Annotated in this window: 21 protein-coding genes and 1 tRNA gene; 8 read left to right on the forward strand and 14 right to left on the reverse strand. The window is 63.5% G+C overall.

From position 1 onward, the window contains the following. Window positions 1–32 precede the first annotated feature (32 nt). The 3 genes from EN850_RS26265 to EN850_RS26275 are packed head-to-tail and all read left to right on the forward strand — an operon-like array spanning window position 33 to window position 2,760. On the forward strand, window positions 33–887 hold the full coding sequence (locus EN850_RS26265) for a sugar ABC transporter permease (protein WP_136092637.1): 855 nt from the start codon (window positions 33–35) through the stop codon (window positions 885–887). After that, window positions 884–1,726 (forward strand): carbohydrate ABC transporter permease, encoded by an 843-nt coding sequence (locus tag EN850_RS26270; protein WP_136092593.1) that lies wholly within the window; start codon window positions 884–886, stop codon window positions 1,724–1,726. The genes EN850_RS26265 and EN850_RS26270 overlap by 4 nt, the downstream gene beginning before the upstream one ends. Before the next feature lie 8 nt (window positions 1,727–1,734). Then, entirely contained in the window at window positions 1,735–2,760 is a 1,026-nt protein-coding gene (locus EN850_RS26275) for an ABC transporter ATP-binding protein (RefSeq protein ID WP_136092594.1), read from the forward strand. Window positions 2,761–2,813: 53 nt separating this feature from the next. Here EN850_RS26275 and EN850_RS26280 read toward each other — a convergent pair whose 3' ends face one another. Continuing rightward, the gene (locus EN850_RS26280) at window positions 2,814–4,883 is read right to left on the reverse strand and encodes an FAD-dependent oxidoreductase (protein ID WP_136092595.1); all 2,070 of its coding nucleotides are present in this window, start codon (window positions 4,881–4,883) and stop codon (window positions 2,814–2,816) included. 225 nt (window positions 4,884–5,108) lie between these two features. Between EN850_RS26280 and argE the strand changes: the two genes are divergently transcribed. Next, a complete protein-coding gene (gene argE, locus EN850_RS26285; protein WP_135930416.1) occupies window positions 5,109–6,266 on the forward strand; it encodes an acetylornithine deacetylase in 1,158 nt (385 codons plus the stop codon). 16 nt (window positions 6,267–6,282) lie between these two features. Here argE and EN850_RS26290 read toward each other — a convergent pair whose 3' ends face one another. The 5 genes from EN850_RS26290 to EN850_RS26310 are packed head-to-tail and all read right to left on the reverse strand — an operon-like array spanning window position 6,283 to window position 11,212. Then, window positions 6,283–7,218 (reverse strand): LysR family transcriptional regulator, encoded by a 936-nt coding sequence (locus tag EN850_RS26290; RefSeq protein WP_136092596.1) that lies wholly within the window; start codon window positions 7,216–7,218, stop codon window positions 6,283–6,285. Window positions 7,219–7,266: 48 nt separating this feature from the next. Then, window positions 7,267–8,757: an aldehyde dehydrogenase gene (locus EN850_RS26295; protein ID WP_136092597.1), complete on the reverse strand. Its 1,491-nt coding sequence runs from the start codon at window positions 8,755–8,757 to the stop codon at window positions 7,267–7,269. A 19-nt stretch (window positions 8,758–8,776) separates the two neighbouring features. Beyond that, window positions 8,777–9,451, reverse strand: a complete 675-nt coding sequence (locus EN850_RS26300; RefSeq protein WP_127280565.1) for a DUF1028 domain-containing protein — start codon at window positions 9,449–9,451, stop codon at window positions 8,777–8,779. Next, the gene (locus EN850_RS26305; RefSeq protein ID WP_127870873.1) at window positions 9,448–9,894 is read right to left on the reverse strand and encodes a RidA family protein; all 447 of its coding nucleotides are present in this window, start codon (window positions 9,892–9,894) and stop codon (window positions 9,448–9,450) included. Before EN850_RS26305 ends, EN850_RS26300 begins: the two co-directional genes overlap by 4 nt. 43 nt (window positions 9,895–9,937) lie before the next feature. Continuing rightward, window positions 9,938–11,212 (reverse strand): NAD(P)/FAD-dependent oxidoreductase, encoded by a 1,275-nt coding sequence (locus tag EN850_RS26310; RefSeq protein ID WP_127276946.1) that lies wholly within the window; start codon window positions 11,210–11,212, stop codon window positions 9,938–9,940. A gap of 387 nt (window positions 11,213–11,599) precedes the next feature. Here EN850_RS26310 and EN850_RS26315 point away from each other — a divergent pair, with 387 nt between their 5' ends. Then, window positions 11,600–13,219 carry a GMC family oxidoreductase N-terminal domain-containing protein gene (locus EN850_RS26315; RefSeq protein WP_136092598.1) on the forward strand — a complete coding sequence of 540 codons (1,620 nt, stop codon included), beginning with the start codon at window positions 11,600–11,602 and terminating at the stop codon, window positions 13,217–13,219. 322 nt (window positions 13,220–13,541) lie between these two features. Here the strand turns inward: EN850_RS26315 and EN850_RS26320 are convergent, their stop codons facing one another. The 3 genes from EN850_RS26320 to EN850_RS26330 form a co-directional block, all read right to left on the reverse strand. After that, window positions 13,542–14,300, reverse strand: a complete 759-nt coding sequence (locus EN850_RS26320) for an ABC transporter ATP-binding protein (protein WP_245511674.1) — start codon at window positions 14,298–14,300, stop codon at window positions 13,542–13,544. A 122-nt stretch (window positions 14,301–14,422) separates the two neighbouring features. Beyond that, window positions 14,423–15,226, reverse strand: coding sequence for an ABC transporter permease (locus EN850_RS26325; RefSeq protein ID WP_136092599.1), 804 nt, complete (start codon window positions 15,224–15,226; stop codon window positions 14,423–14,425). 92 nt (window positions 15,227–15,318) lie between these two features. Beyond that, the gene (locus EN850_RS26330; RefSeq protein WP_127870868.1) at window positions 15,319–16,302 is read right to left on the reverse strand and encodes an ABC transporter substrate-binding protein; all 984 of its coding nucleotides are present in this window, start codon (window positions 16,300–16,302) and stop codon (window positions 15,319–15,321) included. A gap of 404 nt (window positions 16,303–16,706) precedes the next feature. On the opposite strand from EN850_RS26330, the gene EN850_RS26335 reads away from it, so the two are divergent. Next, a complete protein-coding gene (locus EN850_RS26335; RefSeq protein WP_127276936.1) occupies window positions 16,707–16,964 on the forward strand; it encodes a hypothetical protein in 258 nt (85 codons plus the stop codon). Between the two features lie 5 nt (window positions 16,965–16,969). Here EN850_RS26335 and EN850_RS26340 read toward each other — a convergent pair whose 3' ends face one another. Further along, on the reverse strand, window positions 16,970–17,206 hold the full coding sequence (locus EN850_RS26340) for a hypothetical protein (RefSeq protein ID WP_127276934.1): 237 nt from the start codon (window positions 17,204–17,206) through the stop codon (window positions 16,970–16,972). 206 nt (window positions 17,207–17,412) lie between these two features. Between EN850_RS26340 and EN850_RS26345 the strand changes: the two genes are divergently transcribed. Further along, window positions 17,413–18,132, forward strand: coding sequence for a Crp/Fnr family transcriptional regulator (locus EN850_RS26345; RefSeq protein WP_127276932.1), 720 nt, complete (start codon window positions 17,413–17,415; stop codon window positions 18,130–18,132). An 11-nt stretch (window positions 18,133–18,143) separates the two neighbouring features. Here the strand turns inward: EN850_RS26345 and EN850_RS26350 are convergent, their stop codons facing one another. The 4 genes from EN850_RS26350 to EN850_RS26365 all read right to left on the reverse strand — a co-directional run bounded on the left by EN850_RS26350 (window position 18,144) and on the right by EN850_RS26365 (window position 19,687). Beyond that, on the reverse strand, window positions 18,144–18,365 hold the full coding sequence (locus EN850_RS26350; protein WP_127870867.1) for a hypothetical protein: 222 nt from the start codon (window positions 18,363–18,365) through the stop codon (window positions 18,144–18,146). A 43-nt stretch (window positions 18,366–18,408) separates the two neighbouring features. Continuing rightward, the gene (locus EN850_RS26355) at window positions 18,409–18,600 is read right to left on the reverse strand and encodes a hypothetical protein (protein WP_245464296.1); all 192 of its coding nucleotides are present in this window, start codon (window positions 18,598–18,600) and stop codon (window positions 18,409–18,411) included. Between the two features lie 201 nt (window positions 18,601–18,801). Then, a tRNA-His gene (locus EN850_RS26360) sits at window positions 18,802–18,878 on the reverse strand. A gap of 350 nt (window positions 18,879–19,228) precedes the next feature. Then, window positions 19,229–19,687, reverse strand: a complete 459-nt coding sequence (locus tag EN850_RS26365) for a phasin (RefSeq protein ID WP_127870866.1) — start codon at window positions 19,685–19,687, stop codon at window positions 19,229–19,231. Between the two features lie 247 nt (window positions 19,688–19,934). Here EN850_RS26365 and EN850_RS26370 point away from each other — a divergent pair, with 247 nt between their 5' ends. Further along, complete coding sequence (locus tag EN850_RS26370) at window positions 19,935–23,945, forward strand: PAS domain S-box protein (protein ID WP_136092600.1); 4,011 nt, start codon at window positions 19,935–19,937, stop codon at window positions 23,943–23,945. The last annotated feature ends 106 nt before the right edge of the window (window positions 23,946–24,051 follow it).

A 24,051-nucleotide genomic window follows, 5' to 3' on the forward strand; every position in this document is an offset into this window, starting at 1 on the left:
GCGCGCCGTGGCTGACCTTGAAGACCAGGGAAATGCTGGAAGCGTGGCTGTTCGTCAGCCCGACGCTGATCGGCTTCCTGATCTTCTTCCTCGGCCCGCTGGTCGCCATTTTGTACTATTCGACGACCGAGTGGAACCTGCTCAGCCAACAGGCGACGTTCGTCGGGCTCCGCAATTTCCACAACGTCCTGCTGGAGAACCCCGACTTCTGGCATGTCGTGCGCAATTCCGTGATCTTCGCGCTGGGGCTCGTGCCCCTGAACATGGCATTGGCGCTCTCGCTTGCGCTGGCGCTGTCGCGGCCGTTCTTCGGCGTCGTCTTCTTTCGCACGGTATTCTTCGCGCCGGTGGTCACGTCGGCGATTGCCTGGGCGATCGTCTGGAAATTCATGCTGCAAGGTGAAGGCGGCGCCGTGAACCAGATGCTGGCCTGGATCGGCATAAACGGTCCGAACTGGCTGCGCGAGCCCAACTGGGCGATGGCGGCGGTCATCGTCACCCGCGTCATCAAGATGGTCGGGCTCAACATGATCCTCTACATCGCGGCGCTGCAGTCGATACCGCGCGACTACGAGGAAGCGGCGACGCTGGAAGGCGCTTCGCGCTGGCAGGTCTTCCGCATGATCACCTGGCCGCTGCTTGCGCCAACGACGCTCGTCATCATGGTTCTGACGACGATCGGGTCGTTCAAGGTGTTCGACCACATCTACCAGATGACCGGCGGCGGCCCGGAAAACGGCACGCTGGTACTGGCGTTCTACATCTACCAGCAGGGCTTCAAATTCTTCAACGTCGGCTACGCGGCCGCACTGGCGCTGATCATGTTTATCATCGTCATGGCGCTGACCCTGGTGCAGGTGATGCTGCGGCGGAGGGATATGGAGTGACCGCGCGCCGGACCGAAATCCTCTATCGTATCTGCTGGACCGTGGCCCTGCTGCTGCTGGCGGTGCCCTTCGTGTTCCCGTTCCTGTGGATGATTTCCGGTGGCTTCAAGAGCACCACCGAAATCTTCGGCACGCCGACCTTGATCCCGCGCGTCTGGCGCTTCGAGAATTTTGCGGAAGTGTTCACCTATCAGCCCTTCGCGCGGCAGTATTTCAACTCGCTCTACATTGCCGCGACGGTGACGGCGTTGACCCTGTTCATCGCCTCGCTGGCGGGCTATGCGCTGGCGCGCATCCGTTTTGCGGGTGCGGGCCTTTTGATGCTGTTCCTGGTGATGGCGCTGATGGTGCCGGAAGAGGTCACCATCATCCCGAACTTCTTCCTGATCCGCGCCATGGGCCTGATCGACACGCACTGGCCGCTCATCCTGCTGCCGGTCTTCGGCCCGCAGGGTGTGGTGGCGACGTTCCTGATGCGCCAGTTCTTCCTGGCGCTGCCCAAGGAACTCGAGGACGCCGGCAAGATGGACGGGCTGTCGCGCTTCGGCGTCTGGTTGAAGATCGCGCTGCCCATGTCGCGGCCGGCGCTTGCCGCAGTCGCGATCATCACTTTCCTGCATTCGTGGAACCTGTTCCTCGAACCGCTGATCTTCCTCAGTTCGCTGGAGAAGTTCACGCTGCCGCTGGCGCTGTCCAATTTCAACGACAGCTACGGCCTGCCGCTGTGGAACCTGCAACTGGCGGCGACGAGCCTGGCGGTGGTTCCCATCCTCATCATCTATCTGATCGCCCAGCGCCAGATCATCGAGAGCTTCGCCCTCTCCGGCGTCAAGGGATAAGGGACGTCATGACAAAGGTTCTGCTCAAGGACATCCGCAAGAATTTCGGTACTGTCCAGGTCATCCGCGGCGTCGATCTCGAGATCGAGGATGGCGAGTTCGTGGTCTTCGTCGGTCCCTCGGGATGCGGAAAGTCGACGCTGCTGCGGCTGATCTCCGGCCTTGAGCACATCAGCGACGGCGAACTCCACATTGGCGGCCAGTTGGTCAACGAGGTGCCGGCGGCCAGGCGCGGCGTGGCCATGGTGTTCCAGTCCTACGCGCTTTATCCGCATCTGACGGTCCGCGACAACATGGGTTTCGGTCTCAAGGTCCGCAAGGTGCCGGCCAGCGAACGCGCCCGCCGTGTTTCGGAAGCCGCCGCGACGCTGAAGCTCGAACCGTTGCTCGACCGCTTTCCTCGTCAGTTGTCGGGCGGACAGCGTCAGCGCGTGGCCATCGGCCGGGCCATCGTCGGCAATCCGGACGTCTTCCTTTTCGACGAGCCGCTCTCGAACCTCGATGCCGAACTGCGTGTCCACATGCGCTCCGAGATCGCGGCGTTGCACCAACGCCTGTCGACGACGATGATCTATGTGACCCACGACCAGATCGAGGCCATGACGCTTGCCGACAAGATCGTGGTGTTGCGCGACGGCAGGATCGAACAGGTCGGCTCGCCCCGCGACCTCTACGACAGCCCGCGGACCATCTTCGTCGCTCAGTTCATCGGCAGCCCCAAGATGAACATTCTGCCACTTGCCGACGGACAGCCGATCGCGCTTGGCGCGTCGGTCCCCGCGACGGCCACGTCGGTCGGCATTCGACCCGAGCACCTGTCGCTGGGCCAGCCCTCGAACAGCACGTTGCGCGGCAAGGTAGGGCTGGCGGAATATACCGGCGCCGTCACGCTGCTCCATGTCGCGCTGGATGGGGGCCAGACCTGCCTCGTCATCCACAATCAAGGACCGGCGCCCGAAACCGGCGCCGAGGTCGGCCTGCGGGCCGAACCCGGACATCTGCATTTCTTCGACAAGGAAGGACGGGCGGTCTGATATCTGCCGCGCGATCAAGCAGCGCGACGCTCCTGCGATCCGTGCCTTACGATCTATCCCGCCGCCAGCGCCGTGACTTCCCGCCGAAACGGCAATGCGTCGCCGATGTCGGGTTCGTCCAGCTCGCGGGCGAAGCGGTGGCCGGCATAGGTTGCCCATGCGATGGGCCCCGGTGCTTCGGCGTCGCCGATGACCTTGACCGAACGGATGCCATTGTCGGCCCACTCGTTTTCCCGGACCTTGAGATCGCGCCAAACGGCGTCGTCCTGATTGCGAGAGGTGACCAGGACGACGGCGTCCGCCGCCAGATTCTGCGTTGCGCCGGTGTAGACGCAAGCCGTCACGACACCGCCTGAAGCGACACTCACGACGCTCCTGTTGAGCACGATATCGACCCCGAGCTCCGCCAGGCGGCGGTGGATGGCACCCTGCTCCAGCGTGTTGCGGGTCCAGTCCGAGACATAGGCCGATGGCGTCACCAAGGTCACCTTCGTTCCCTGACGGGCCATCAGCTCGGCGAGTACGCCGCCCATGTAGTAGTGGTCGTCGTCGAACAGCACGACCTTGCCGGAAGGGACCTTGCCGTCCATCAGATCGTCAGGCGTGTAGACCGGCATCGCGCCGTCGATCGGCATCGGCACGACATGGGCACGCGCGACGCCATCGCGGCGCCACGTCGATCCGGTGGCGATGGCGATGTTCTGGAAGCCGAAGGATAGGATGTCATCCGCCGTCAGTTGGCTTTCGAAATAGATGTCGACATCAGGCATCTGGCTGAGCTGATACTGCCGATAGTCGCGCACCCTGCCCCAGGCCGACAGGCCCGGAAGTTTGCTTTCGCGCGCCACGCGCCCGCCAAGCTCGGTACCGGCTTCCGCGATGGCCACCTTGTAACCGCGCAGGCCGAGCGCACGCGCGGCCTCCAGTCCGGCAGGCCCGGCGCCGACGATCAGCACGCTGTCGCTGTCGCCCTTGGCCTGCATGCGCTCCGGATGCCAACCCTTGCGCCATTCCTCCATGAAGGTCGGGTTTTGCGTGCAGCGCGAGATCGACATGGTCATGTCGCCGGTGATGCAGATGTTGCAGCCAATGCATTCGCGGATGTCCTCGATGCGGCCCTCCTCGACCTTCCTCGGCAGGAAGGGATCGGCGATCGACGGGCGGGCGCAACCGATGAAGTCGAGCGTGCCTGACCTGATCATTCTCACCATCACGTCGGGCGAGGTGAAGCGGCCGACGCCGACGACCGGCTTCGAGGTCAGCTTCTTGATGCCCGACACCAGGTTTTCCTGCGCCGCCTCTTCCTTGAAGCGCGACGGGCCGGAGCAATCCTCCCAGGCGCCGTGCGCGAGATCCCACAGATCGGGCAGGTCGGCATGCATCTCGATCATGTCGCGGACTTCCGAATTGGCAAAGCCGAGCTCGCCGATCATCTCGTCCAGCGACAGCCTGAGCGTCAGGCCGCAGGTGTCGCCGATCGCGTCGCGCCCTTCCTCGATCAGCTCGCGCATCAGCCGCGAACGGTTTTCCAGCGAGCCGCCATATTCGTCGCCGCGTTGATTGGTGGCCGTCGACAGGAAATGCTGGATGATGCCGAAACCGTGCGCGCCATAGAGGCACACCAGGTCGAAACCCGCCTGCTTCGCGCGTTTGAAGGCATTGCGGTGCCAGCGACGCAGGTCGCGGATGTCCTGCTTGTCCATGGCGCGTGCCTGCACCGGATCGTTGGTGAAGGTGCGGATCGGCAGGGCCGACGGCCCTCGCGGCACCTCCTTGGTGTAGAGGTTGGGACCGTTGATCCCGGAATAGGCGAGCTGGATGCCGGCCAGCGCGCCGTGTTCGTGCATGGCTCTCGCCATCTTGGCCAAGGCCGGAATGTCGGCGTCGTCCCATAGCCGCAATTCGATGAAGGGCGTGATCTCGGAAGTGTGGTGCATCTCCGTCTGCTCGGTGAAGATGACGCCCCATCCGCCTTCCGACTTGATGCGGCGCATCTCGGCCGCGGCCGACGGATCGCGATAGCCGCCGCCATTGCAATGCGGAACCTGATAGAAGCGGTTCTTGGCCGTTACCGGACCTATCTTCATCGGCTCGAACAGGATGTCGTAGCGTGGGTCGCGCATGGTGCTTCCTCCGTGCAGGCCCGGTACCGCCGGTCCCGCCGAGACTACTCATAAGTTGGAGCCGGCGCGGGAAAACTACGGATTTCTTCTGCGCCGATTAGGACGCGCCTAATCGCGCGCGCCGGCGCGGATTAGTCTGTGTTGAACCGGGGCTGAGTGAAATGCGACTTCAGGGCATTGGCGGCATGGTGCTAGACAGCCAGGACCTCACAGCGAGACTGGAACATGGACAGTATCAGGATACTCGAAAGGCTGATTGCATTCCCGACGGTGAGCCGCGACTCGAACCTCGACCTGATCGGCTATGTGACCGACTTGCTCGAAGCGAACGGCGTTGCCTGCCAGATCGTCCGCAGCGCGGACGGACACAAGGCCAACCTCTTTGCCACCATCGGCCCGGCCGACCGGCCCGGTGTCATGCTGTCGGGCCACACCGACGTCGTTCCCGTCGACGGCCAGAACTGGACGCTGCCGCCGTTCGAAATGACCAAGCGCGACGGCAAGCTTTACGGACGCGGCGCTACGGACATGAAGGGTTTCGTGGCCTCTGCGCTCGCGGCCTGTGTCAAGGCCTCCAAGATGGCGCTTCGGACGCCGCTGCATTTGGCGCTCTCCTATGACGAGGAAGTCGGCTGCCTGGGCGTGCGCGACCTGATCGAAATGCTGAGCGCGGCGCCGCAACGCCCGCTGCTGTGCATCGTCGGCGAGCCAACCAACATGCAGGTGGCGACCGGGCACAAGGGCAAGCTTGCCGCTCGCGCCATCTGCAGGGGACGCGAAGGCCATTCGGCGCTCGCCCCACTGGCGCTCAATGCCATCCATCTCGGCTGCGATTTCGTGCGCGCCTTGCGCGACGAACAGGAGCGGCTGGCCCGCGACGGCGCCCGCGACGGCGACTACGACATTCCCTACACGACGGTGCATGTCGGCAAGATCAATGCCGGCGTCGCGCTCAACATCGTGCCCAACCTGTGCCAGGTCGATTTCGAGATCCGCAACGTTGCCGCCGACAATGCCGCCGGCATTCTCGACAGGCTGCGCATTGCCGCGGCGCGCATCGCCGAGGACGCGGCTTCGATCGCGGCCGAGGCCGCGATCGAAATCGAGATCACCAATACCTATCCGGGCCTCGACACGCCGGCCGCATCGGCGGCGGTGGCTTTCGTCAAATCGCTGACTGGTGCCAACGACACGATGAAAGTCGCGTTCGGCACGGAAGGCGGCTTGTTCAGCCGCGATCTCGGCACGCCTGCCGTCGTCTGCGGGCCGGGCTCGATGGCGCAGGGACACAAGCCGGATGAATTTGTCAGCGTCGAACAGCTGCGGGGTTGCGACGGGATGCTGGACAGATTGCTGGAACGGCTCACGGACGGCTGGCCGTGACCCGAATGGCAGCCCCTCACTTCACGATGCGTTCGGTGCCGAAGACGCCCTGCTCGACGACGAAGCGGCGGCAGTGGTCGATGAAGGCCTGCACCGTCAGCGTGCGATGCTCGGCGTTGGGCAAGGCAATGCCTATGGTCAGCGGCCTGAGGTCCCCCAACAAAGGCACGAAGACCAGCAATTTTCCGTCCGGCGACATGGTGTTGAGCGGCCGCATATTGGCGATACCGTAGCCGAAGCCATTGGCAACCATCGAGCGCATCACGGCGATGTCGCCGGTGCGCTCGACGATCTTGGGCCGCAGGCCCCTGGGCTGGAAAGCCGACAGGAAGTATTCGCGGCTGTAGGGCAGATCGAGCAGCACCATCGGCTCATCGACCAGTTCCTCAGGGGAGATGCCTGCCTTCGCCGCCAGGCGATGCGCGGCCGGAAGCATCACATAGGCCGGCAACTGCATCAGCGGCTCGAAGGTCATGTCCTGCGACAGCTCGAGATCATAGGTCAGCGCGGCGTCTATCTCGCCACGCTGCAGCATCTCGAACAATTGGCCCTGGTTGCGTTCGAATTGCCGGACGCGCACATCGGGATAGGCATCCTCGAATTTCTTGCGCAGCGCCGGCAGCACGATCTGCGCGAAAGTGAGCAGGCAGCCGATCGCCAGCGGTCCGCGCACCTTTTCGGCGATGTCGCCGGCAATGTCGTGCAGCGCGTCGGCGTCGTTGAGCAGGCGCGCGGCTTCCTTGAGGAACAGGCGCCCGCCCGCGGTGAGCGCCAGGGCATGCGAGTGCTTGCGCACGAAAAGCTGGACACCGAACTCGGCTTCGAGCTGGGCGATCGACGCCGAGATCGACGGCGGCGAGACGTTCACCTGCTCGGCCGCCTTGGCGATCGAACCCGCTTCGCCAACGGCGACGAAATATTCGAGCTGTCTGAGCGTGAAGCGGAGCGGCATGGTTCTATGTTGCCGGTTTGCGGCTGGTGATCAAGTCGCGCCCACTCCTCAGTACTTGATCCAGGTGGTCTTCAGCGCGGTGTATTTGTCCAGCGCGTGCAGCGACAGGTCGCGCCCGAAACCGGACTGCTTGAAACCGCCGAAGGGAGTCATCGGGCTCAGCGCATCGACGGTATTCACGGAAACCGTGCCCACGCGCAGCCTTTCCGCGAGGCGATGCGCCCGCGACAGGCTGTCGGTCCACAGCGATGCAGCCAGGCCGTAGACACTATCGTTGGCGATGCGAAGCGCCTCGTCTTCGGTGTCGAAGGCGATCACCGACAGAACCGGACCGAAGATCTCGTCGCGGGCAAGCGGGTCGTCGGGCGAGACGTTGTCGAAGATCGTGGGCTGCACAAAACTGCCGCGCCCGTCGACGGCGACCCGGTCGCCACCGGCCACCAGCCGTGCCGACTTCCTGCCGCCATCGATGAAACGCATGACGGTCGCGGCGTGGCGCGCGTCCACCATCGCACCCATCCTGGATGCTGGGTCGAGCGGATCGCCGGGCTGGGTCGCGGTTGCGCGCTCTGCCAGTTTCTCGACCAGCGCATCCTTGATGCCGCGTTCCACCAGAAGCCGGGAATTGGCCGAGCAGACCTGTCCCTGGTTGAAGAAGATGCCGAAGGCGGCCATGTCGGCGGCCGCATCCAGATCGCCGCAATCCGCGAACACCAGATTGGGGCTCTTGCCACCGGTCTCCGGCCAGACCTGCTTCATGTTCGACTGGCCGGAATATTGCAGGAACATCTTGCCGACAGCGGTCGACCCCGTGAAGGCAAGGCAATCCACATCCATGTGGCGGCCAAGCGCCTGGCCAGCCGTCTCGCCGAGGCCAGGCACCACATTAAGAACGCCGGCGGGCAGGCCCGCTTCCATGGCAAGCTCGGCCAGCCTGAGCGCCGAGAATGGCGATTGCTCGGCGGGTTTCAGCACCACCGAATTGCCCGCCGCCAGCGCGGGCGCGCATTTCCAGGTCGCCATGTCGAGCGGAAAGTTCCACGGCACGACGGCGCCCACGACCCCAAGCGGCTCACGCCGCACCAAGGCGAGGTCGCCCGGGCCCGTCGGCGCCACCTCGTCATAGACCTTGTCTATCGCTTCGGCGTACCACTGGAAGATCGCCGCCGACCCCGGCACGTCGATTGTCGCCGCGTCCTTGACCAGCTTGCCCATGTCCAGCGATTCCAGCAGCGCCAGCTCCTGCAGGTTCTCGCGCAGCGATTCCGCCAGCCGCAGCAGCACCTGCTTGCGATGCTGAGGGCTCGCTCGCGACCAGACGCCAGCCTCAAAACTGCGCCGCGCCACAGCGACTGCGAGGTCGATGTCCTCTTCGCCGCAGGAAGCAACCTCGGCGAGCGTTGCGCCCGTGGCCGGATTGATGCTGGCGAAGGTCCGGCCGGAGCGGGCGGGCACCGCCTTGCCGTCGATGAACGCCCTGTCGCGAAAGCGGATCGCCGACGCCTTGCCGATCCAATCCTTATGACTGAGTTCGCTCATGCCGGCTCCAGATGTCGGACTATTCGTCACCCGGAACGCCATAGCTCGGCGCACCGGACGGATTGAGAGCGCGCGTGACATAGGCGTCGAGCTGGGGCTTGTAGATCTCCCACAGCGCCGCCAGCTGCTCGATCGGACACGACTCGGTCCAGTCGCAACGCAGGTCCGCGACCGGCCATGAAACATCGCGCACCAGCTTCATGCCGGCGGAGCGGATAGGTCCCGCCTCCCCGCCTGCATCGAGCGCGGCCCGCATGGTGGCGATCAGCCGGTCGCCGAGATCGCCTTCGGAGGCGAGAAAGGCGTCGACCATGGCTTGCGGAACCCTGTCGCTGGCAAGCAGGTTGCCGCCGCAGGCGACGTCCTCGCCGCGCGCCTCGGCCCAGATGCCGAGTGCTTTCGGTCCCGAATGGATTGCGCTGCCGCCGGCCGCGTCGACCGCCAGCACCTGCCGGTATTCGCTAAAAGCGGCCGTGCGCTTCAGAATCGCGACGGCTTCAGCGGCGGAGGCACCCCGCGCCATCAGCTCCAGCGCCCGTGGCCCGAGCGTCGGGTCCGTGACGTTCTGGCTGGCAACCGCGCCGACGCCGGCCCGCGCATAGGCGCAGCGTGCCGCGACGGCGGGAGACGACGAGGATACCGCCACCCCGAACATGCCCGTGCGCCGGCAGCGCGCTACTATCGAGAAGGTCATGGCCTAGTCCGGGATGATGGCTGTGCATCATCCGGGATTACGGCGGTGCCGTCGATCTCGACCAGCCATTCCGGCCGCGCCAAGGCCGATACGACAAGGCCGGTCGAAACCGGATGCACGCCTTTGATGTATTCGCCCATCGTCCGGTAGACGGCTTCGCGATGGCGCACGTCTGTCAGATAGATCACCACCTTGACCAGATGCTCCATCGTGCCGCCGCATTCCTCGATGAGCTGCTTGATGTTCTGCATGACCTTGTGGGTCTGCTCGACCGGATCGTGGCTGCCGATGTTTTTGGCGGTGTCGAGATCCTGCGGGCATTGGCCGCGCAGATAGATCGTGCGGCCACCTCGCGTGACGACCGCCTGGCAAAGATCATTGTCGAGCTTCTGCTCGGGATAGGTATCCTTGGTATTGAAGGTGCGAATTCGCGTATGCGCCATATTGGTCTCCATCAGGTCGGGCTCGCGGCGTCGTCGGCTTTGGTCAGGCGTCCACGGGCTCGCGTTTCGCGGCGGCGTGATAGGCCAGATATTTGCGCTGCGTCGAAATACGGTCGGCCACGTGCTTGGCGTCGTGCCAGACGCCCCAGATAAAACTGGAACCCCTTCTCGATTGCCAGGGCAAGCCCAGGAAATAGATTCCGGGCTCGGTCGAGACGCCGCGGTGGTGCCTTGGCCTTCCCTTCTCGTCAAAGGCATCGACCTTCAGCCAACTGTAATCGGCGGCAAAACCCGTCGCCCAGATGATCGCCGCTATCCCCGCCTCGGCCAGGTGCAGTTCGCGGATCGGATTGGTCATGCATTCGGGATCCGGTTCGATCCGGCGGGCAGCGGGCTCTTCGGGAAGGTCGAGACCGTTGCGCGCCACATAGGCGTCGGCCTCGTCCAGCAGCGACATCAGATTGGCATCACCGCGGGCAATGTTCTTCGCAAGATCAGGCGCGAAGCTCATCAGCCCGTCCTGATAGGTCCTTGTCATGCCGACCAGGGTGAGCCCTTGCTTCGCCAGTCGGCGGAAATCGATCGTTTCGCCGCCGCGCGCGCCGCTCACCGCGATCGTCACATGTTCCGTGCCGGGTCCAGGGGTTTCGAGGTCCCATTTGCCGAGAACGCCCAGCCACCAGCAGAAGTCGCGCCCGCGATAGGCCCGCGGCGGGCGATCGTGCGGGCCGACCGAGAGGTAGACGCGCTTGCCAGCGCGCTGGAGTTCGTCGGCGATCTGCACGCCCGAGGATCCCGCGCCGACCACCAGCACCGAGCCTTTTGGCAGCTGATCGGGATTGCGGTAGGCGCTGGAATGGATTTGCAGGATGCCTGCCTCCTTGGGGACGAGAGGCGGGATGACGGGGACCTGGAAAGGTCCGGTCGCGGCGACGATGCTGTTTGCCTCGATCAGGCCATCGGACGTCTCGACGCGGAATCCGGGCCGGCCGACATTTCTTTGCACAAGCCTGACCTCGACGCCGCTACGGATCGGCGCATCGATCTGCTTTGCGTAAGCGACAAAATAGTCGGCAACCTCCTCCTTGGAGGGAAAGCCATCGGGACCCGTAATCGGAAACTCCATGCCCGGGAAGCGGTCGTGCCAGGCCGGGCCATTGGCAACCAGGGAATCCCACCGCTGCGAGCGCCAGCGCTCGGCAATGCGGCCGCGTTCGAGAACGAGATGAGGCACCCCGCACTTGCTCAGGTGCTCGCTCATGGCCACCCCCGCCTGGCCACCGCCAACGACAAGCGTGTCTATCGTCTCAACCGACATGCCCAGTCCTCTCCTGACCATCCGACAGCTCCTGCCGCACGGGACGAAAGCCGATTTCCGGCGGCTGGCAGACGCAGCCCGGCGTGATCCATTTCGCCGTGTTCCGGACAAGCCGCTTGCGCCATCCGGTCTCCCTATTGGCGCTCACAAGTAGCAGCACGTGGCGGTGGGCGCCCATAACGAATCTCCGAAGTCACGCGTAACCATTTCCGAATTTCTCGCGCCGACAGACGCATCTACAGTTTCAGCGATCGGGTCCGCGGCGCCGCATGAGGTGGCGGGCGAAGCCGGGCACGGGTCGGCACGGAACTGGTTGCGGAACAGGATGCGCTACCGCGGCGGCCCGTTCCGCAATGCCTCGCGCGCCGGCATTCTCGAGGGGCTGCCATGAAGGCTGAACGCTATGATCACATTGTCGTCGGCGCGGGTTCGGCCGGCTGCGTGGTGGCCAATCGGCTGAGCGCCGATCCGTCGGTCAGAGTGTGCCTGATAGAGGCAGGCGGCAGCGACAACAGCCTGCGGATAAAGGTGCCGGCAGGCATTCTGGCGCTCTATGGCAACCCGAACTACGACTATTGTTTCGTCGGCGTGCCACAGCCCCATCTCAACAACCGCAGCATTCCAGTCAACCGGGGCAAGGCGCTGGGCGGATCGAGTTCGATCAACTCGATGGTCTATATTCGCGGCGCCGCTGAGGACTATGACGAATGGGCCGGGCTCGGCTGCGCCGGCTGGGCCTATGGCGACGTGCTGCCTGTGTTCAGGAAACTGGAGCGCAATCTGGTCGCCCAGGACCCGCGCTATCATGGCACGGACGGCGAGCTTATGGTCGACAACCCGCGCGATCCGAACGTGCTTTCGGGCATGTTCGTCAGGGCCGGCGAACATGCCGGCCTGCCTGCCAACGAAGATTTCAATGCCAAGAGCCAGTTCGGCGTCGGGGTCTACAACGTCACGCAGAACCGGGGCCAGCGCCTCAGCAGCTTCACCGCTTTCATGCGCCCGGTGCTCAATCGCAAGAACTTGACCCTGCTCAGCGCATGCGAGGTGATCGACCTTGTCATCGCCGAAGGGCGCGCGACTGGACTGCGCGTGCGCCATGACGGCCAGGAGAAAATGCTCTCGGCCAGCCGCGAGACCGTGCTCTGTGCCGGGGCCATCAACTCGCCCAAGATCCTGATGGCGTCCGGCATCGGCCCCGCGGACGAGTTGCGGCGGATCGGCATCACGCCGGTTCTCGACCTGCCCGGCGTCGGCAAGAACCTGCAGGACCACATAGACGGCATGATCACCGTGCGCTCCAGGAGCACCAGGACGCTCGGCCTGTCGCTTGCCAACCTGCCCCGCATCGCGGCAGCACCGTTCCAGTATTTCGCGCGCCGCAAGGGCATGCTCACCACCAATTATGTCGAGGCTGGCGGCTTCGCGAAAACCAGGCATGCGAACGGCCTGCCCGACATTCAGTTCCACTTCGTGCCGGGCTATCGCAGCCACCGCGGCAGGCTCATCGAATATGGCCATGGCTATGCCATCCACACCTGTGTGCTGAGGCCGAAAAGCGTGGGCGAGATCAGGCTGTCACGCGACAGCTCCCGTAGGGACGTCCTGATCGACCACCGCTTCTTCACGGATGAAGACGACGCCATGGTGCTGGTCGAAGGCATCAAGATCGCGCGCCGGATTTTTGCCTCGTCCGAGTTCGACGCGGTGCGCGGCAAGGAGATGCTTCCGGGCAAGGACGTCCGCAGCGACGACGAGATCCTCGCCTATCTACGTGCCGAGGCGCTGACCGTCTACCACCCGGTCGGGACCTGCAAGATGGGGACCGACGCGATGGCGGTCGTCGATCCGGCGACGCTGAAAGTGCGTGGCGTGGATGGCCTCCGGGTGGCGGATGCGTCGGTCATGCCGAAGCTGATCCGCGGCAACACCAACGCGCCAAGCATGATGATCGGCCAGAAGGTTTCGGAGATGATCCTCGGCTCGGGACATCGCGGTGGCAAGTAGGCCATCGCTGTTCTGGTGAACCGTCGCAAACGTCCAGAATTGTCTTAAGCCCTCCAAACGTCGTCATTCTATGGCGGAGCAAGGAGCGAAGCGACGCGCGCAGACCATAGAATCCATTCCGTTACGCTAAGGCGTTGCTACCGTGCAGAATTCTGCTCCGCTGCGTCGCTCGGCCAAGGTCACGGAATGGATCCTCGGGTCTCCGCGTCCGCTTCGCTCCCGCTCCGCCCGTGGATGACGAAGCAGAGAGGCTTCCGCCAATTCCCAGCATCCGCGCTGAAAGCCTGCAGCCTTTTCAGAGGCCCCATGTCGAGAGACTGGTTCAGTGGTCCTCGTCGATCTCGTCGTGCAAGAGGCCGAGGATGCGGCGCTTGAGCGCGATGAACTCGGGTTCGAGGATCACGTCCATCGAGCGCGGCCTGGGGATCTCGACCTTGATCTCGGCCTTGATCTTGCCGGGCCGGGCCGTCATCACCAGGACGCGATCGCCCAGGACGAGCGCCTCGTCTATATCGTGGGTAACAAACAGCACCGTCTTCTGCTGCCGCTCCCAGACGCGCAAGAGCAGTTTCTGCATGGTGCCGCGGGTCTGGCTGTCCAGGGCGCCGAAGGGCTCGTCCATCAACAGAACTGCCGGGTCGTTGGCAAGGGCACGCGCAATCGCCACGCGTTGCTTCATGCCGCCGGAAAGCTGAGCGGGGTAGTGGTCGGCAAAGGGCGCGAGGCCGACCTCGTCGAGATACTGGTCGACGATCTGCTTGCGCTGCCCCGCCGGCAGACCCTTGCGCCTGGGCCCATATTCGATGTTGGCGCGCACCGTGAGCCAGGGAAACAAGGTGTAGCTCTGGAACACCATGCCTCTGTCGGGGCCAGGCTCGATCACTTCCCTGCCATCGACCTTGATGCTGCCCGAAGTCGCGTCATTGAGGCCGGCCGCAAGGTAGAGCAGGCTGGATTTGCCGCATCCCGAAGGGCCGACGATGACGCAGAATTCATTCCTTGCCACCCCCAGCGACACATCGTCCAGCGCCAGCACGCCGTTGGCGTCGCCGTAACGCAATGTCACGTCTTCGATGGCCATCGTCGTGCCGGTCGGGCGCGGATCGCCGGTCGTCGAGGCCGTGCCGGCCAGATTTTTCGCCTTGATGGTTTCGGTCATTGCCATCCTTGATCCGACTGCGGTTTGCGAGCTTGCGTTCAAAATCAGGGTGCCCATGGCGCGACCCTTGCCCGCACGATGCGGAACGCCGTGTCGGTGATGAGCCCGAGAAGCCCGATCGCGGCGATCGCCATGAAGATCACATCGACCTGGAAGCCTCGCATCGCCTTCAGGCTGATATAGCCGAGGCCGCTCGACGCGGCGACGAGCTCGGCCACCACCAGATAGGTCCAGGCCCAGCCCATGGTGACGCGAAGCGTGTCGAGGATCGCTGGAAGCGCGGCCGGGAAAATGACGTGCCACACGGCTTCGCTGCGCTTGGTGCCCAAAGTGTATGAGGCGTTGACCAGATCCCTGGATACGCTGCGCGCACAGTCGGAAATCATCACGAGTTGCTGGAAGAAGGTGCCGAAGAAGATGACCGCTATGCGCTGTTCGATGCCGATGCCGATCCAAAGGATGAACAGAGGCACGAAGGAGGTCACAGGCAGGTAGCGGATGAAGTTGACCAAGGGCTCGAGCGGCGCCTGCACCACCCGGTAGGTCCCCATCCACAGTCCCAGCGGCACCGAGATCAGCGAGGAGACGATGAAGCCCAGGATCACCACCTTGGCACTGGTCAAGGTGTGGTAGAAAAGGCTGCCGTCCAAAGACATGCGATAGGTCGTCTGCAGCACGGTTCCGGGCGTCGGCAGGAACATGTTCGGCACGACGCGGCCATAGGACAGCAAAGCCCAGCCGCCGATCACGACCACCCACATCGCCAGGGCCAGCGTTGTCGCCGTGCTGGCGGGAATGTTGGCGAATGGGGTCGTCAGGCGCGTCCACGCCGTCCGCCTCTGTGCCATGGGATGGTCTCCGTTGATCTTCTGAAGCGCGAAGTTCTGGCCTGTCGGAAACCGGGTTCGGCCCACACGGACCGACCCGGCTTCCCGAAGGCTCACTGTTCCCTGATGAAATCGGTGTCGAGGATTGTCTTCGCGTCGATCGTCATCTTGAGCTTGCCGGCCTTGCCCCAGATGTCCTGCGCGAAGTTCACCAGGTCGGACGCCTCGCTCTTCTGCGGCGTGCCGAAGAATTCCAGGTTGCGATCGCGGTCGTAATAGCGCACGCCCTTGGCGCCGGCGGCGAAATCCTCGGGCTTTTCGAGATAGCCGCCAATGCCCTTGGCCATGATCTCATAGGCCTTTTCCGGATTGGTCTTGATGTATTCGACCGCCTTGTAATAGCCCTTGACGAGGGCCTTCACGTCTTCGGGATGCTTTTCGATCAGATCGCATTTGAGGGCGATCACATCGACGATCAGGCCGGGGGTGGTCGTGGAATCGATCAGCACCTTGCCCTTGCCGCCCTTGCGGACTTCGGTGAGGTGAGGCTCCCAGGTCACCGCGGCGGGAACCTGGCCGGCGATGAAGGCGGTCGCCGCGTCATCGGCGGTCATGTTGGTGATGGTGACGTCGTCCTCGGTCATGCCTTCCTTTTTCAGGAGCACGTTGAACCAGAATTCGGAAACGGAGCCCTCGTTCAAGGCCACTTGCTGGCCCTTCAGATCCTTGAGCGCCTTGACGTCGGGCTGCGTCACGACGCCATCACCGCCATGGCTGTCGTCCAGCGCCAGGACGTATTTGAAACAGAGATCGTCGGAGCGGTACTTCATCAGCTCGTCGACGGTGGAGGCGGCGCCATCGAGATCGCCGCCGGCGACCGCCGCCATGTAAAGTGCTGATTCTTCTATGATCTTCAGGTCGACATCGACGCCGGCCTCCTTGAAGTAACCAAGGTCGCGGGCAAGAAACAGCGGCCCGTATCCAACCCAGGTCGTCATGCCAAGACGAATGGCGCCTGCGTTGGCTGGCGCCGCAAGCCCCAGGCCCAGCAGGCCTGCGCCGACCGCGCCCATCAGGCAATTTCGGAATGTCTTCATTGTCGTCGTTCCCCTATGGCTGTTGCCGACATCGGCCTCATGCAAACGGCGTATGCCGGCTGTGTTTCGGCAGCCGCTCTTGTTTGGGCGTCGCCTCCCAGCGAGCCTTGCGTGTTTTAAGGTCCGCAAGAGAGCATCCGGACCGGATCGCAAAAAGAAGTCTTTTTCTGCCCATTGCTTCGTCGAAACCGAAGCGCGGTCGATAGCCAAATCGGCGACCTAGTGCCGGTCTTCATGCATGGATTGCGGGAGCCAGCCGTTTGGTTATTTTCGTACAAATGTTTTTTCGTGACACGCTGGGCGGGTGGTTTTATGAATCCGGTGATCGATCCGCGCGTCCGGCATGCCTTCTGGTGCGCAATGCCTGATCGCTTCGGGCCGGTTCGAGACCAAAGGTGACGCCCATGCGGGAATTGCCGAAAGACATTGACGCCGATGTGGTGATCGAAATCAGCAGGTTGCTGGACGACAGCGCTCTTTTCGCGCCTGTCCGGGTTCATGAACTCACAGCAAGGGTAAGGCAGAAAGTGAAGACGGGTTTGCCGGACCGTTCAATTGAAGAGCTGATCGTGGAAATGGCCTCCTTGCGTCGGTTGGCCATGGCCTTCGAGCTGCCTGGATCGGAAAATGTGGTGCAAATTCCAGAGCGACTCCTACGCTGACCGGGTCACGCGCTCCACAAGGCGGTCAGGACAAGCGACGCCTCGAGCACCTGGGCACCGGTCTCATTGCGCACCTTGACGGTGATCTTGACCAGGTCGCGATCCGGCATTTCGTCACGGGCGACATCCTGCAAAATGCGAATGGCTTCTGCTCTCGCTTGTTCTCGCGATTCGAACGGCTGGCCATCGTCGTCCGGCACGAGGCCATCGCCGTTATAAAGATCGAAATGATACCGTTTCATTTTCGGGCAGCCTTGGACATCTCTAGCGTGCTAAATACTTGGCGACGCTGGAGGTTCCCTGTCGGCTCCGGCGTTTGCGCCAGAATGGGCGCAGGCTGTCAAATGATAGTGTCCGCCATCTTCCGAAGGCCTAGGGTCCGAGCGCTATCCTTGCGTCCGAGACAGTTGGCGATCGGCGTTTCAACCCCGATCCCTTCGAGGCCATCATGTTAGAGTCTCTCTATCTGCAACTCGGCCAGCACGACACAGTGTCGGACGAAGAGAAGGCCTTGTTGGCCGAAACGGTTTGTTTCGGACGGGAGTTCGAAAAGGGGCAGGATCTGGTCAAGGCGGGGTCGCGGCCAACCTATAGCACCATGCTGCTGGATGGCTTGGCGGCACGCTATAAGGTGCTCGAGGACGGCGGCCGGCAGTTCACGTCCTTGCAGGTGCCCGGCGACTTTGTCGATCTCCACGCCTTTTTGCTCAAGACCATGGATCACGGCATCGTCGCGCTGTCGCCTTGCCGGGTGATGTTCGCGGATCACAACAAGCTGAAAGCCATTACCGAACAGGCCCCTCACCTGACCCGGTTGTTGTGGCTGGACACGCTGGTCGATGGCGCCATTCATCGCGAATGGATCGTGGCGATGGGCCGCCGTTCCAAGACCTCGCACCTGGCCCATCTCATGTGCGAATTGTTCGTGCGCCTGCAGGCGGTGAAACGCACCAACGGCATGAGCTTCCATCTACCGCTGTCACAGGCCGAAATGGCCGACGTGCTTGGGTTGTCGGTCGTGCACATGAACCGGGTGATCGGGGGCTTGAAAAAGATCAAGGTGATCACCTGGACGAACCATGTGGTCACCATTCTGGACTGGGACCAACTTGCCAGGCTTGCCGAGTTCGATCCCACCTATCTGAGCATCAACAACGAACCGAGATAAACAGGCTTGGCTCAATTTGCGGTGCTGCTGTTCTCGTCAAAAAACTGAATGCCCCGCACAGCAGCCTTCTTGGTGATCAAGCCTTTCAGATCCGCATCCGATCGCTCTGTGCCGGTCCGCTCCCGCAGCATGGCTATGGCGGCTTGCATCGACGAAAAGGGACGGTCCTGCAACTCGTCGAGGATGGCGTCCACCGACGCCGCGACGTTTGTCGGTTCGGGATTTATCGACATGGCCTTACGTCCGACTCGCCTGCCTAATCGGCATGGCAGGTGTTTAAAGGCGCTTGATACCACCCAGCTTCAAGCGAAGCCTTTGGCCCTCGGCATAGGCCAGGGCAAAGGATTCGAGGTCGAATTGGCAGGTCGTTTCCTCACCGCCGCCGATCACACGGACGAACCATTCACCGCAGCCTTCGACGACCTCGATCCGGGTTCCGACTTTGCTTTTGTGCTGGGTATCGTGCACGGCTTTCCTCGCAAGCATCAGCCAACGCGGGATTCTCGCACCAGAACGAGGTTCCGTCATTTAAATTTGATGTCTTTGCGCTGTACGAGTTTTGCCAAACCGTGCCGAGCCAATCTGTCGCGCCGGCGGCATAAAACGCGGCTCGCACAGGATTAGGCTCGGGAGCCCTAAACAGAAGATCCAATAGCTTGGCAAAGCCGATGGTACCGTTGGCTGGGATCGAACCAGCGACCTCCGGATCCACAATCCGGCGCTCTAACCATCTGAGCTACAACGGCACGTCTTAACGTTGGTAGCAGGATCGAGGTGGAAGGTTCACTCTCCGCGATCCGCTCTGTCGTTCGGCGATGCGTCCATACGGGCTTATGGATTCTAATTCAAGGCTTTTGCAAAGCAAAGGCCACTTCCCCACAGCGGTGCAGCTTTCGCCGGGCAAAGAAAAAGGCCGGCGGGAGGAGGTGCCGGCCTTTTCCTGTTACGAGCCAGCGGGAGGAGGTGCTGGCTGGTCACCCCGGAGGTGGAGGGAGGAGGTTCCACCCGCCGGGTATTCGCTCGACCGTCACTATCTCACATCTATTTGTCCGACAAAATGCGACCTTTTGTTGCATCTGCGGACGATGCGCAATTATTAGGCGGCCTTGATTTCCTTGATCGCCTTCTCGAAAGCGGTCTTGATCGGCTTCGAGACATCCTCGGCCGCCTTGGAGGCGACAGCCTGGAAGTCCTTGGCCTGCTCGACGGTCAGTTCGACGCGCTTGCGCAGGAAGGCGGTCTGCAACTCGACGACTTCCGACAGCGACTTGGCGCCGATCAGGGCTTCGAGATGCGAGAAGCCGGCCTCGGCATTGGCGCGCAGCGCGGCAATGGTCTTGAGCGACAGGTCGCTGGAAACAGTCTTGGCGGTCTCGTAGGTCGACTCCAGAGCCTTCTGGGTCTCCTCGGCACCGGTCTTGAGCTTGGCGTAGGCCTCTTTCGACTGCTCAACGCCCTTTTCGGCGAAAGCGCGCATCTGGTCGGTGGCCTTGGAAGCGTCGAAGCTCGGGAATTCAACGCTTTCGATCGTCTCGGCAGTCTTGGTCCTGGACATTTTCCATCCTTTTCAGCGGCAGCGGCTTTGACAGAAAGCCGTCTCGTTCATGTATGATGGCAATATAAAGGCAAATTTTGTGCATTGCAATATCCTTGTTGCAGTGCACAAAAAAATGTTTTTGGCCGTTAACCAAACAGCCAGAATTCAGCCTTTGCACGTTCTGGCTTGTGGACCTTCGTGGCTGCGGCTTTTATTAACAAAGCGTTAACTGCAAATCGCCGCTCCGTAAGGGTCCGCCAAGCGCATGCCGTCCGAATATTCCTTCCTCGACGTCGCCGTGCTCGACGCGGTCCGCCAGCGGTTTGCCGCCGGCGACGCGATCGCGATCCTGTCGGTGGACCTCGAGCAGGTCATCTGGGCCAATGGGCCGGGCGCCGACATGTTCGGCTATCCCGATATCGAGGCGATCATCGGCGCCTCGGCGCGGCTGCCGCTGGTCGCGCGCCGCCAGATCATGGCGACCAGCGGTTTCCCGCAGATCGGCGGCGATCGCTCGATCACGGTGCGCCTGGCGACCGGCATGACCAGCCGCGCCGTCGGCTTTCTTGCCAGTGCCCTGACGCTGCCCGATGGCGAGCATGCCATCATGCTGGCCGTGCCGGCGGCGCAGACCGGCTCGCGCAGTGCCGCCGAGATCGCCAACCGGGCGATCAGCGGCCTTACCGAGGACGGCCATTTCATTGCCTTTATCGATGCCAAGGGCAATGTCGAGGCCGCCTCGCAGGGATTTTCGGCACTCGGCATCCAGCCCGCGACACTGGCGGCCCTGGTGGCCGACGTCGCGGCCGAGGGCGAGCGCATCGTCAAGCGCCTCGTTCCGGGCGGCAGAACCTCCTACCCGGCGGGCCTCGCCCGGCTGACGCCGGAGCGGCATCTGCTGGTGGTGATCGACGAGGATCAACTCGAGGACAGCGCATCTGGCGCTTCGGCGGACGGCTTGTCCGCGGCAACGGAACGCCCTGCCAAGGAGATTGACCGCACAACGGAGGCGGCGGAAACCGCCACGGTCGAATCCGGGTCTCGGCAGAACAATCAGCCGACGGCCGATGTTTCGCGGACGGAGGCGACCAAACAGCCCGCTGCCGCTGCCGAGACCGAACAGGCGCCCGCCCCTTCCGGGCCCGTGGCTGACGATAGGCCGGAACAGGCAACGCGGGAGATCGAGGAACCGACAGGCCCGACACCGGTCGCCGCCGACAATGATCAGCCGGCGGCGGGCACGCCGGCACAGCACGATCATTGGTATTTCCATGCTGGGGAAGACGACGCGTCAACCGCGCCGGAACCGAAAGGCGGGACCGAAGCGGTTGGCCCCGAAACTTCAGCGGACAGCGTGAAGCAGGCCATCTCGCCTACGGCCCCGGCCGCAACCGTGGCCACCCGCAGGATAGACCGCTCGGCGGCACCGTTGCGTTTTGTCTGGCGTACCGACGCCGAGGGCAAGTTCAGCGCGCTGTCGCCGGAATTCGCCGATATCGTCGGCCATCCGGCAGCCGACGTGATCGGTCGACGCTTCAGGGATGTCGCGGCGGCCTTCGGTCTTGATGCGTCCGGCGAGATCGCCGGCCTGCTGGAGCGGCGCGACACTTGGTCCGGCCGCTCGGTGCTGTGGCCGGTCGTCGGCACCGACCTGAAGATACCCGTCGACCTGGCGGCATTGCCCGTCTATGGCCGCAGCCGCGCCTTCGAAGGTTTTCGCGGCTTCGGCGTCGCGCGAACCGGGGATGCGGTCGTCGATCCGGAAGCGATCGGCATGGCACTGGTGCCCAATGGCGCAATGCCGGCGGGACCGAAACCCGAGGCCGTGAAGACGGCGCCTGAACAACCCGAGGCCGAGGGGCCGAAGGTATCGGACCCGTTCAAGGGCGAAGTGCCGGCGCTGACCATCGTACCGAAACCGGAGCGGCGCTTTGCCGACAAGGTCATCCGGCTGGCCGAACACCGGCAACCGGCCAATGACAAGGGACTGTCGACGCTGGAACGCAGCGCGTTCCGCGAGATCGGCGAGCGGCTGAAGAAAGAAAGTTCGCCGGAGGCTGAACCGGCCGAGCCGGCAAGGCAGGCGGACCCAGATGCCGGGACAGGCCCTTTGTCGGAGCCGCACCACGCGACCAAGCCCGCGACCGATGCGACGCCGCCGGCGGACATCGCCACCCCAGATACCAAACCAGCAGACTCGAGCCAGGAACCGGCGACCGGCCAGGCGCATGGTATGCCAACGCCTGATGCGCAAGACGCACCGGACGCGGGCGAACCCTCCCTGAGCGATGCCGAGGATCAAAGGGATCTTGCGCGGCTCGACGGTGCGCAAGCGGACCAGGTCGAACAACAGGCGCCGAGCTCCGAATCCTCGCCGCCGGCGGCCTCGGGCTCCCTGCTCGACTACGCCGATAAAGAGGACAAGCCTGCTGATGTCGCCGACGGCAGCGACGAGGCCACAGCGCCCGAGGCACAAGAGATAATCGCGACGAAAGCGATGGCCGAGGATCGCGAGGCGCCAGCGCAGGCAGGATCCGCCAAGTCACCGCCAGCTGATGACGACGACATGACGGCGGACGATTTACGCGACGCCGAAGACAATGAGGATTGGACCGACGAGGACGCGACTGCATCCGGCGAGGAACCGATTGCTGCCCCCGGCCGAAGCGGCGGCCCGGATGATGCGGCCGGGACATTTGCCGAGCGGCCACGCCTGCAAGTGCCACCACTCAAAACCGAAGGATTCATGCCGTCGGCCTTTTCCGTCGGTAGCGAAAACAAGACGCCGGATACATCGCTGCTCGGCAAGCTGCCCGTGCCGCTGATCATCCATTCGGGCGACCAGTTGCACTATGCCAACGACGAATTCCTCGACCTGACCGGATACGAGACGCTGGAGGACCTGGAGGAAGCGGGTGGCCTCGGCGCTTTGTTTGCCGATCCTTATGCCGATGACGGCGCTTTCGACGGCAGCGACCGGGCTCTGCGGCTGAAGACGCGCGACGGACAGGAATTTCCTATCGACGCCATCCTGCGCTCCGTGCCCTGGCGCGACGGCAGGGCGCTGATGCTGGTCGTTCGCCGTTCCGGCGAGGATGATGCCCCCGCGGCGGCGCACGCGATTGGCGAGGGGCCAACGCAGCCCGACATTTCCGAGCTCAAGGCACGCATCGCCGAGATGCGTACCATCATCGACACCGCCACCGACGGGGTCGTGCTGATCGGCAGCGACGGCACCATCCGTTCGATCAGCCGCCCAGCCGAGGCGCTGTTCGGTTTCGACAGCGACGAGGTGACCGGCAAGCCTTTCGCCTCGCTGTTTGCCATCGAGAGCCAACGCGCGGCGCGCGACTATCTCACCGGCCTGTCGGAGCCTGGCGTGGCGAGCGTGTTGAATGACGGCCGCGAGGTGATCGGCCGCGAAGCACAGGGGCGCTTCATCCCCCTGTTCATGACCATCGGCCGGCTGCCCAACGACAGCGGCTTCTGCGCCGTGGTACGCGACATCACACAGTGGAAGCGGGCCGAGGAGGATCTCACCCAGGCGCGTGCGGTGGCCGAACGCGCTTCCTCGCAGAAAACCGATTTCCTCGCCCGCATCAGCCACGAGATCCGCACGCCGCTCAATGCCATTATCGGCTTTTCCGAGCTGATGGTCGACGAGAAGTTCGGGCCGGTCGCCAATGACCGCTACCGCGACTACCTGCGCGACATCAACCGCTCGGGCAACCACGTGCTCGACCTAGTCAACGATCTCCTGGACATCTCGAAGATCGAGGCCGGCCAGCAGGAAATGGCTAATGAGGCGGTGTCGCTCAACGATACGCTGGCCGAAACCGTGGCGATGATGCAGCCACAGGCCAACCGCGAACGCGTCATCATCCGCTCCAGCTTCGCCTCGCGGCTGCCGGAAGTGGTGGCGGATTTGCGCAGCGTGCGCCAGATCGCGCTCAACATCCTGTCCAACGCCGTCCGCTACACCCAGGCCGGCGGCCAGGTGATCGTCTCGACCGCCTATGAGACCTCGGGTGACGTCGTCATGCGGGTGCGCGACACCGGCATCGGCATGAGCCAGGCCGAGATCGAGCAGGCGCTGAAGCCGTTCAAGCAGATCAACGCCCTGAAGCGCGGGCGCGGCGACGGCACCGGCCTTGGCCTGCCGCTGACCAAGGCGATGGTGGAAGCCAACCGCGCCCGGTTCACCATCAATTCGACGCCCGGCGAAGGCACGCTGGTCGAAGTCGCCTTCCCGTCGACCCGGGTGCTCGCCGAGTAAGGTGAGCCTCCGCGGCAGCGGTTCTGCCGCAAGCTTTGCAGTTTCCGCGCGGTGATATTGGCTGCCCGCCGAATCCGGGACCGTCGGGAAAATCGTTCGGCCGCCG

Origin of the sequence: Mesorhizobium sp. M8A.F.Ca.ET.207.01.1.1, from assembly GCF_004794715.1 — a bacterium.
Classification (GTDB): domain Bacteria; phylum Pseudomonadota; class Alphaproteobacteria; order Rhizobiales; family Rhizobiaceae; genus Mesorhizobium.

What these genes read in the sequence shown, in the direction of transcription:
- EN850_RS26265 (WP_136092637.1), top strand. Translation starts at nt 33, where the DNA reads ATGCTGGAAGCGTGGCTGTTCGTCAGCCCGACGCTGATCGGCTTCCTG.
- EN850_RS26275 (WP_136092594.1), top strand. Translation starts at nt 1,735, where the DNA reads ATGACAAAGGTTCTGCTCAAGGACATCCGCAAGAATTTCGGTACTGTC.
- EN850_RS26280 (WP_136092595.1), bottom strand. Translation starts at nt 4,883, where the DNA reads ATGCGCGACCCACGCTACGACATCCTGTTCGAGCCGATGAAGATAGGT.
- argE (WP_135930416.1), top strand. Translation starts at nt 5,109, where the DNA reads ATGGACAGTATCAGGATACTCGAAAGGCTGATTGCATTCCCGACGGTG.
- EN850_RS26290 (WP_136092596.1), bottom strand. Translation starts at nt 7,218, where the DNA reads ATGCCGCTCCGCTTCACGCTCAGACAGCTCGAATATTTCGTCGCCGTT.
- EN850_RS26295 (WP_136092597.1), bottom strand. Translation starts at nt 8,757, where the DNA reads ATGAGCGAACTCAGTCATAAGGATTGGATCGGCAAGGCGTCGGCGATC.
- EN850_RS26300 (WP_127280565.1), bottom strand. Translation starts at nt 9,451, where the DNA reads ATGACCTTCTCGATAGTAGCGCGCTGCCGGCGCACGGGCATGTTCGGG.
- EN850_RS26305 (WP_127870873.1), bottom strand. Translation starts at nt 9,894, where the DNA reads ATGGCGCATACGCGAATTCGCACCTTCAATACCAAGGATACCTATCCC.
- EN850_RS26310 (WP_127276946.1), bottom strand. Translation starts at nt 11,212, where the DNA reads ATGTCGGTTGAGACGATAGACACGCTTGTCGTTGGCGGTGGCCAGGCG.
- EN850_RS26315 (WP_136092598.1), top strand. Translation starts at nt 11,600, where the DNA reads ATGAAGGCTGAACGCTATGATCACATTGTCGTCGGCGCGGGTTCGGCC.
- EN850_RS26320 (WP_245511674.1), bottom strand. Translation starts at nt 14,300, where the DNA reads ATGGCCATCGAAGACGTGACATTGCGTTACGGCGACGCCAACGGCGTG.
- EN850_RS26325 (WP_136092599.1), bottom strand. Translation starts at nt 15,226, where the DNA reads ATGGCACAGAGGCGGACGGCGTGGACGCGCCTGACGACCCCATTCGCC.
- EN850_RS26330 (WP_127870868.1), bottom strand. Translation starts at nt 16,302, where the DNA reads ATGAAGACATTCCGAAATTGCCTGATGGGCGCGGTCGGCGCAGGCCTG.
- EN850_RS26335 (WP_127276936.1), top strand. Translation starts at nt 16,707, where the DNA reads ATGCGGGAATTGCCGAAAGACATTGACGCCGATGTGGTGATCGAAATC.
- EN850_RS26340 (WP_127276934.1), bottom strand. Translation starts at nt 17,206, where the DNA reads ATGAAACGGTATCATTTCGATCTTTATAACGGCGATGGCCTCGTGCCG.
- EN850_RS26345 (WP_127276932.1), top strand. Translation starts at nt 17,413, where the DNA reads ATGTTAGAGTCTCTCTATCTGCAACTCGGCCAGCACGACACAGTGTCG.
- EN850_RS26350 (WP_127870867.1), bottom strand. Translation starts at nt 18,365, where the DNA reads ATGTCGATAAATCCCGAACCGACAAACGTCGCGGCGTCGGTGGACGCC.
- EN850_RS26365 (WP_127870866.1), bottom strand. Translation starts at nt 19,687, where the DNA reads ATGTCCAGGACCAAGACTGCCGAGACGATCGAAAGCGTTGAATTCCCG.
- EN850_RS26370 (WP_136092600.1), top strand. Translation starts at nt 19,935, where the DNA reads ATGCCGTCCGAATATTCCTTCCTCGACGTCGCCGTGCTCGACGCGGTC.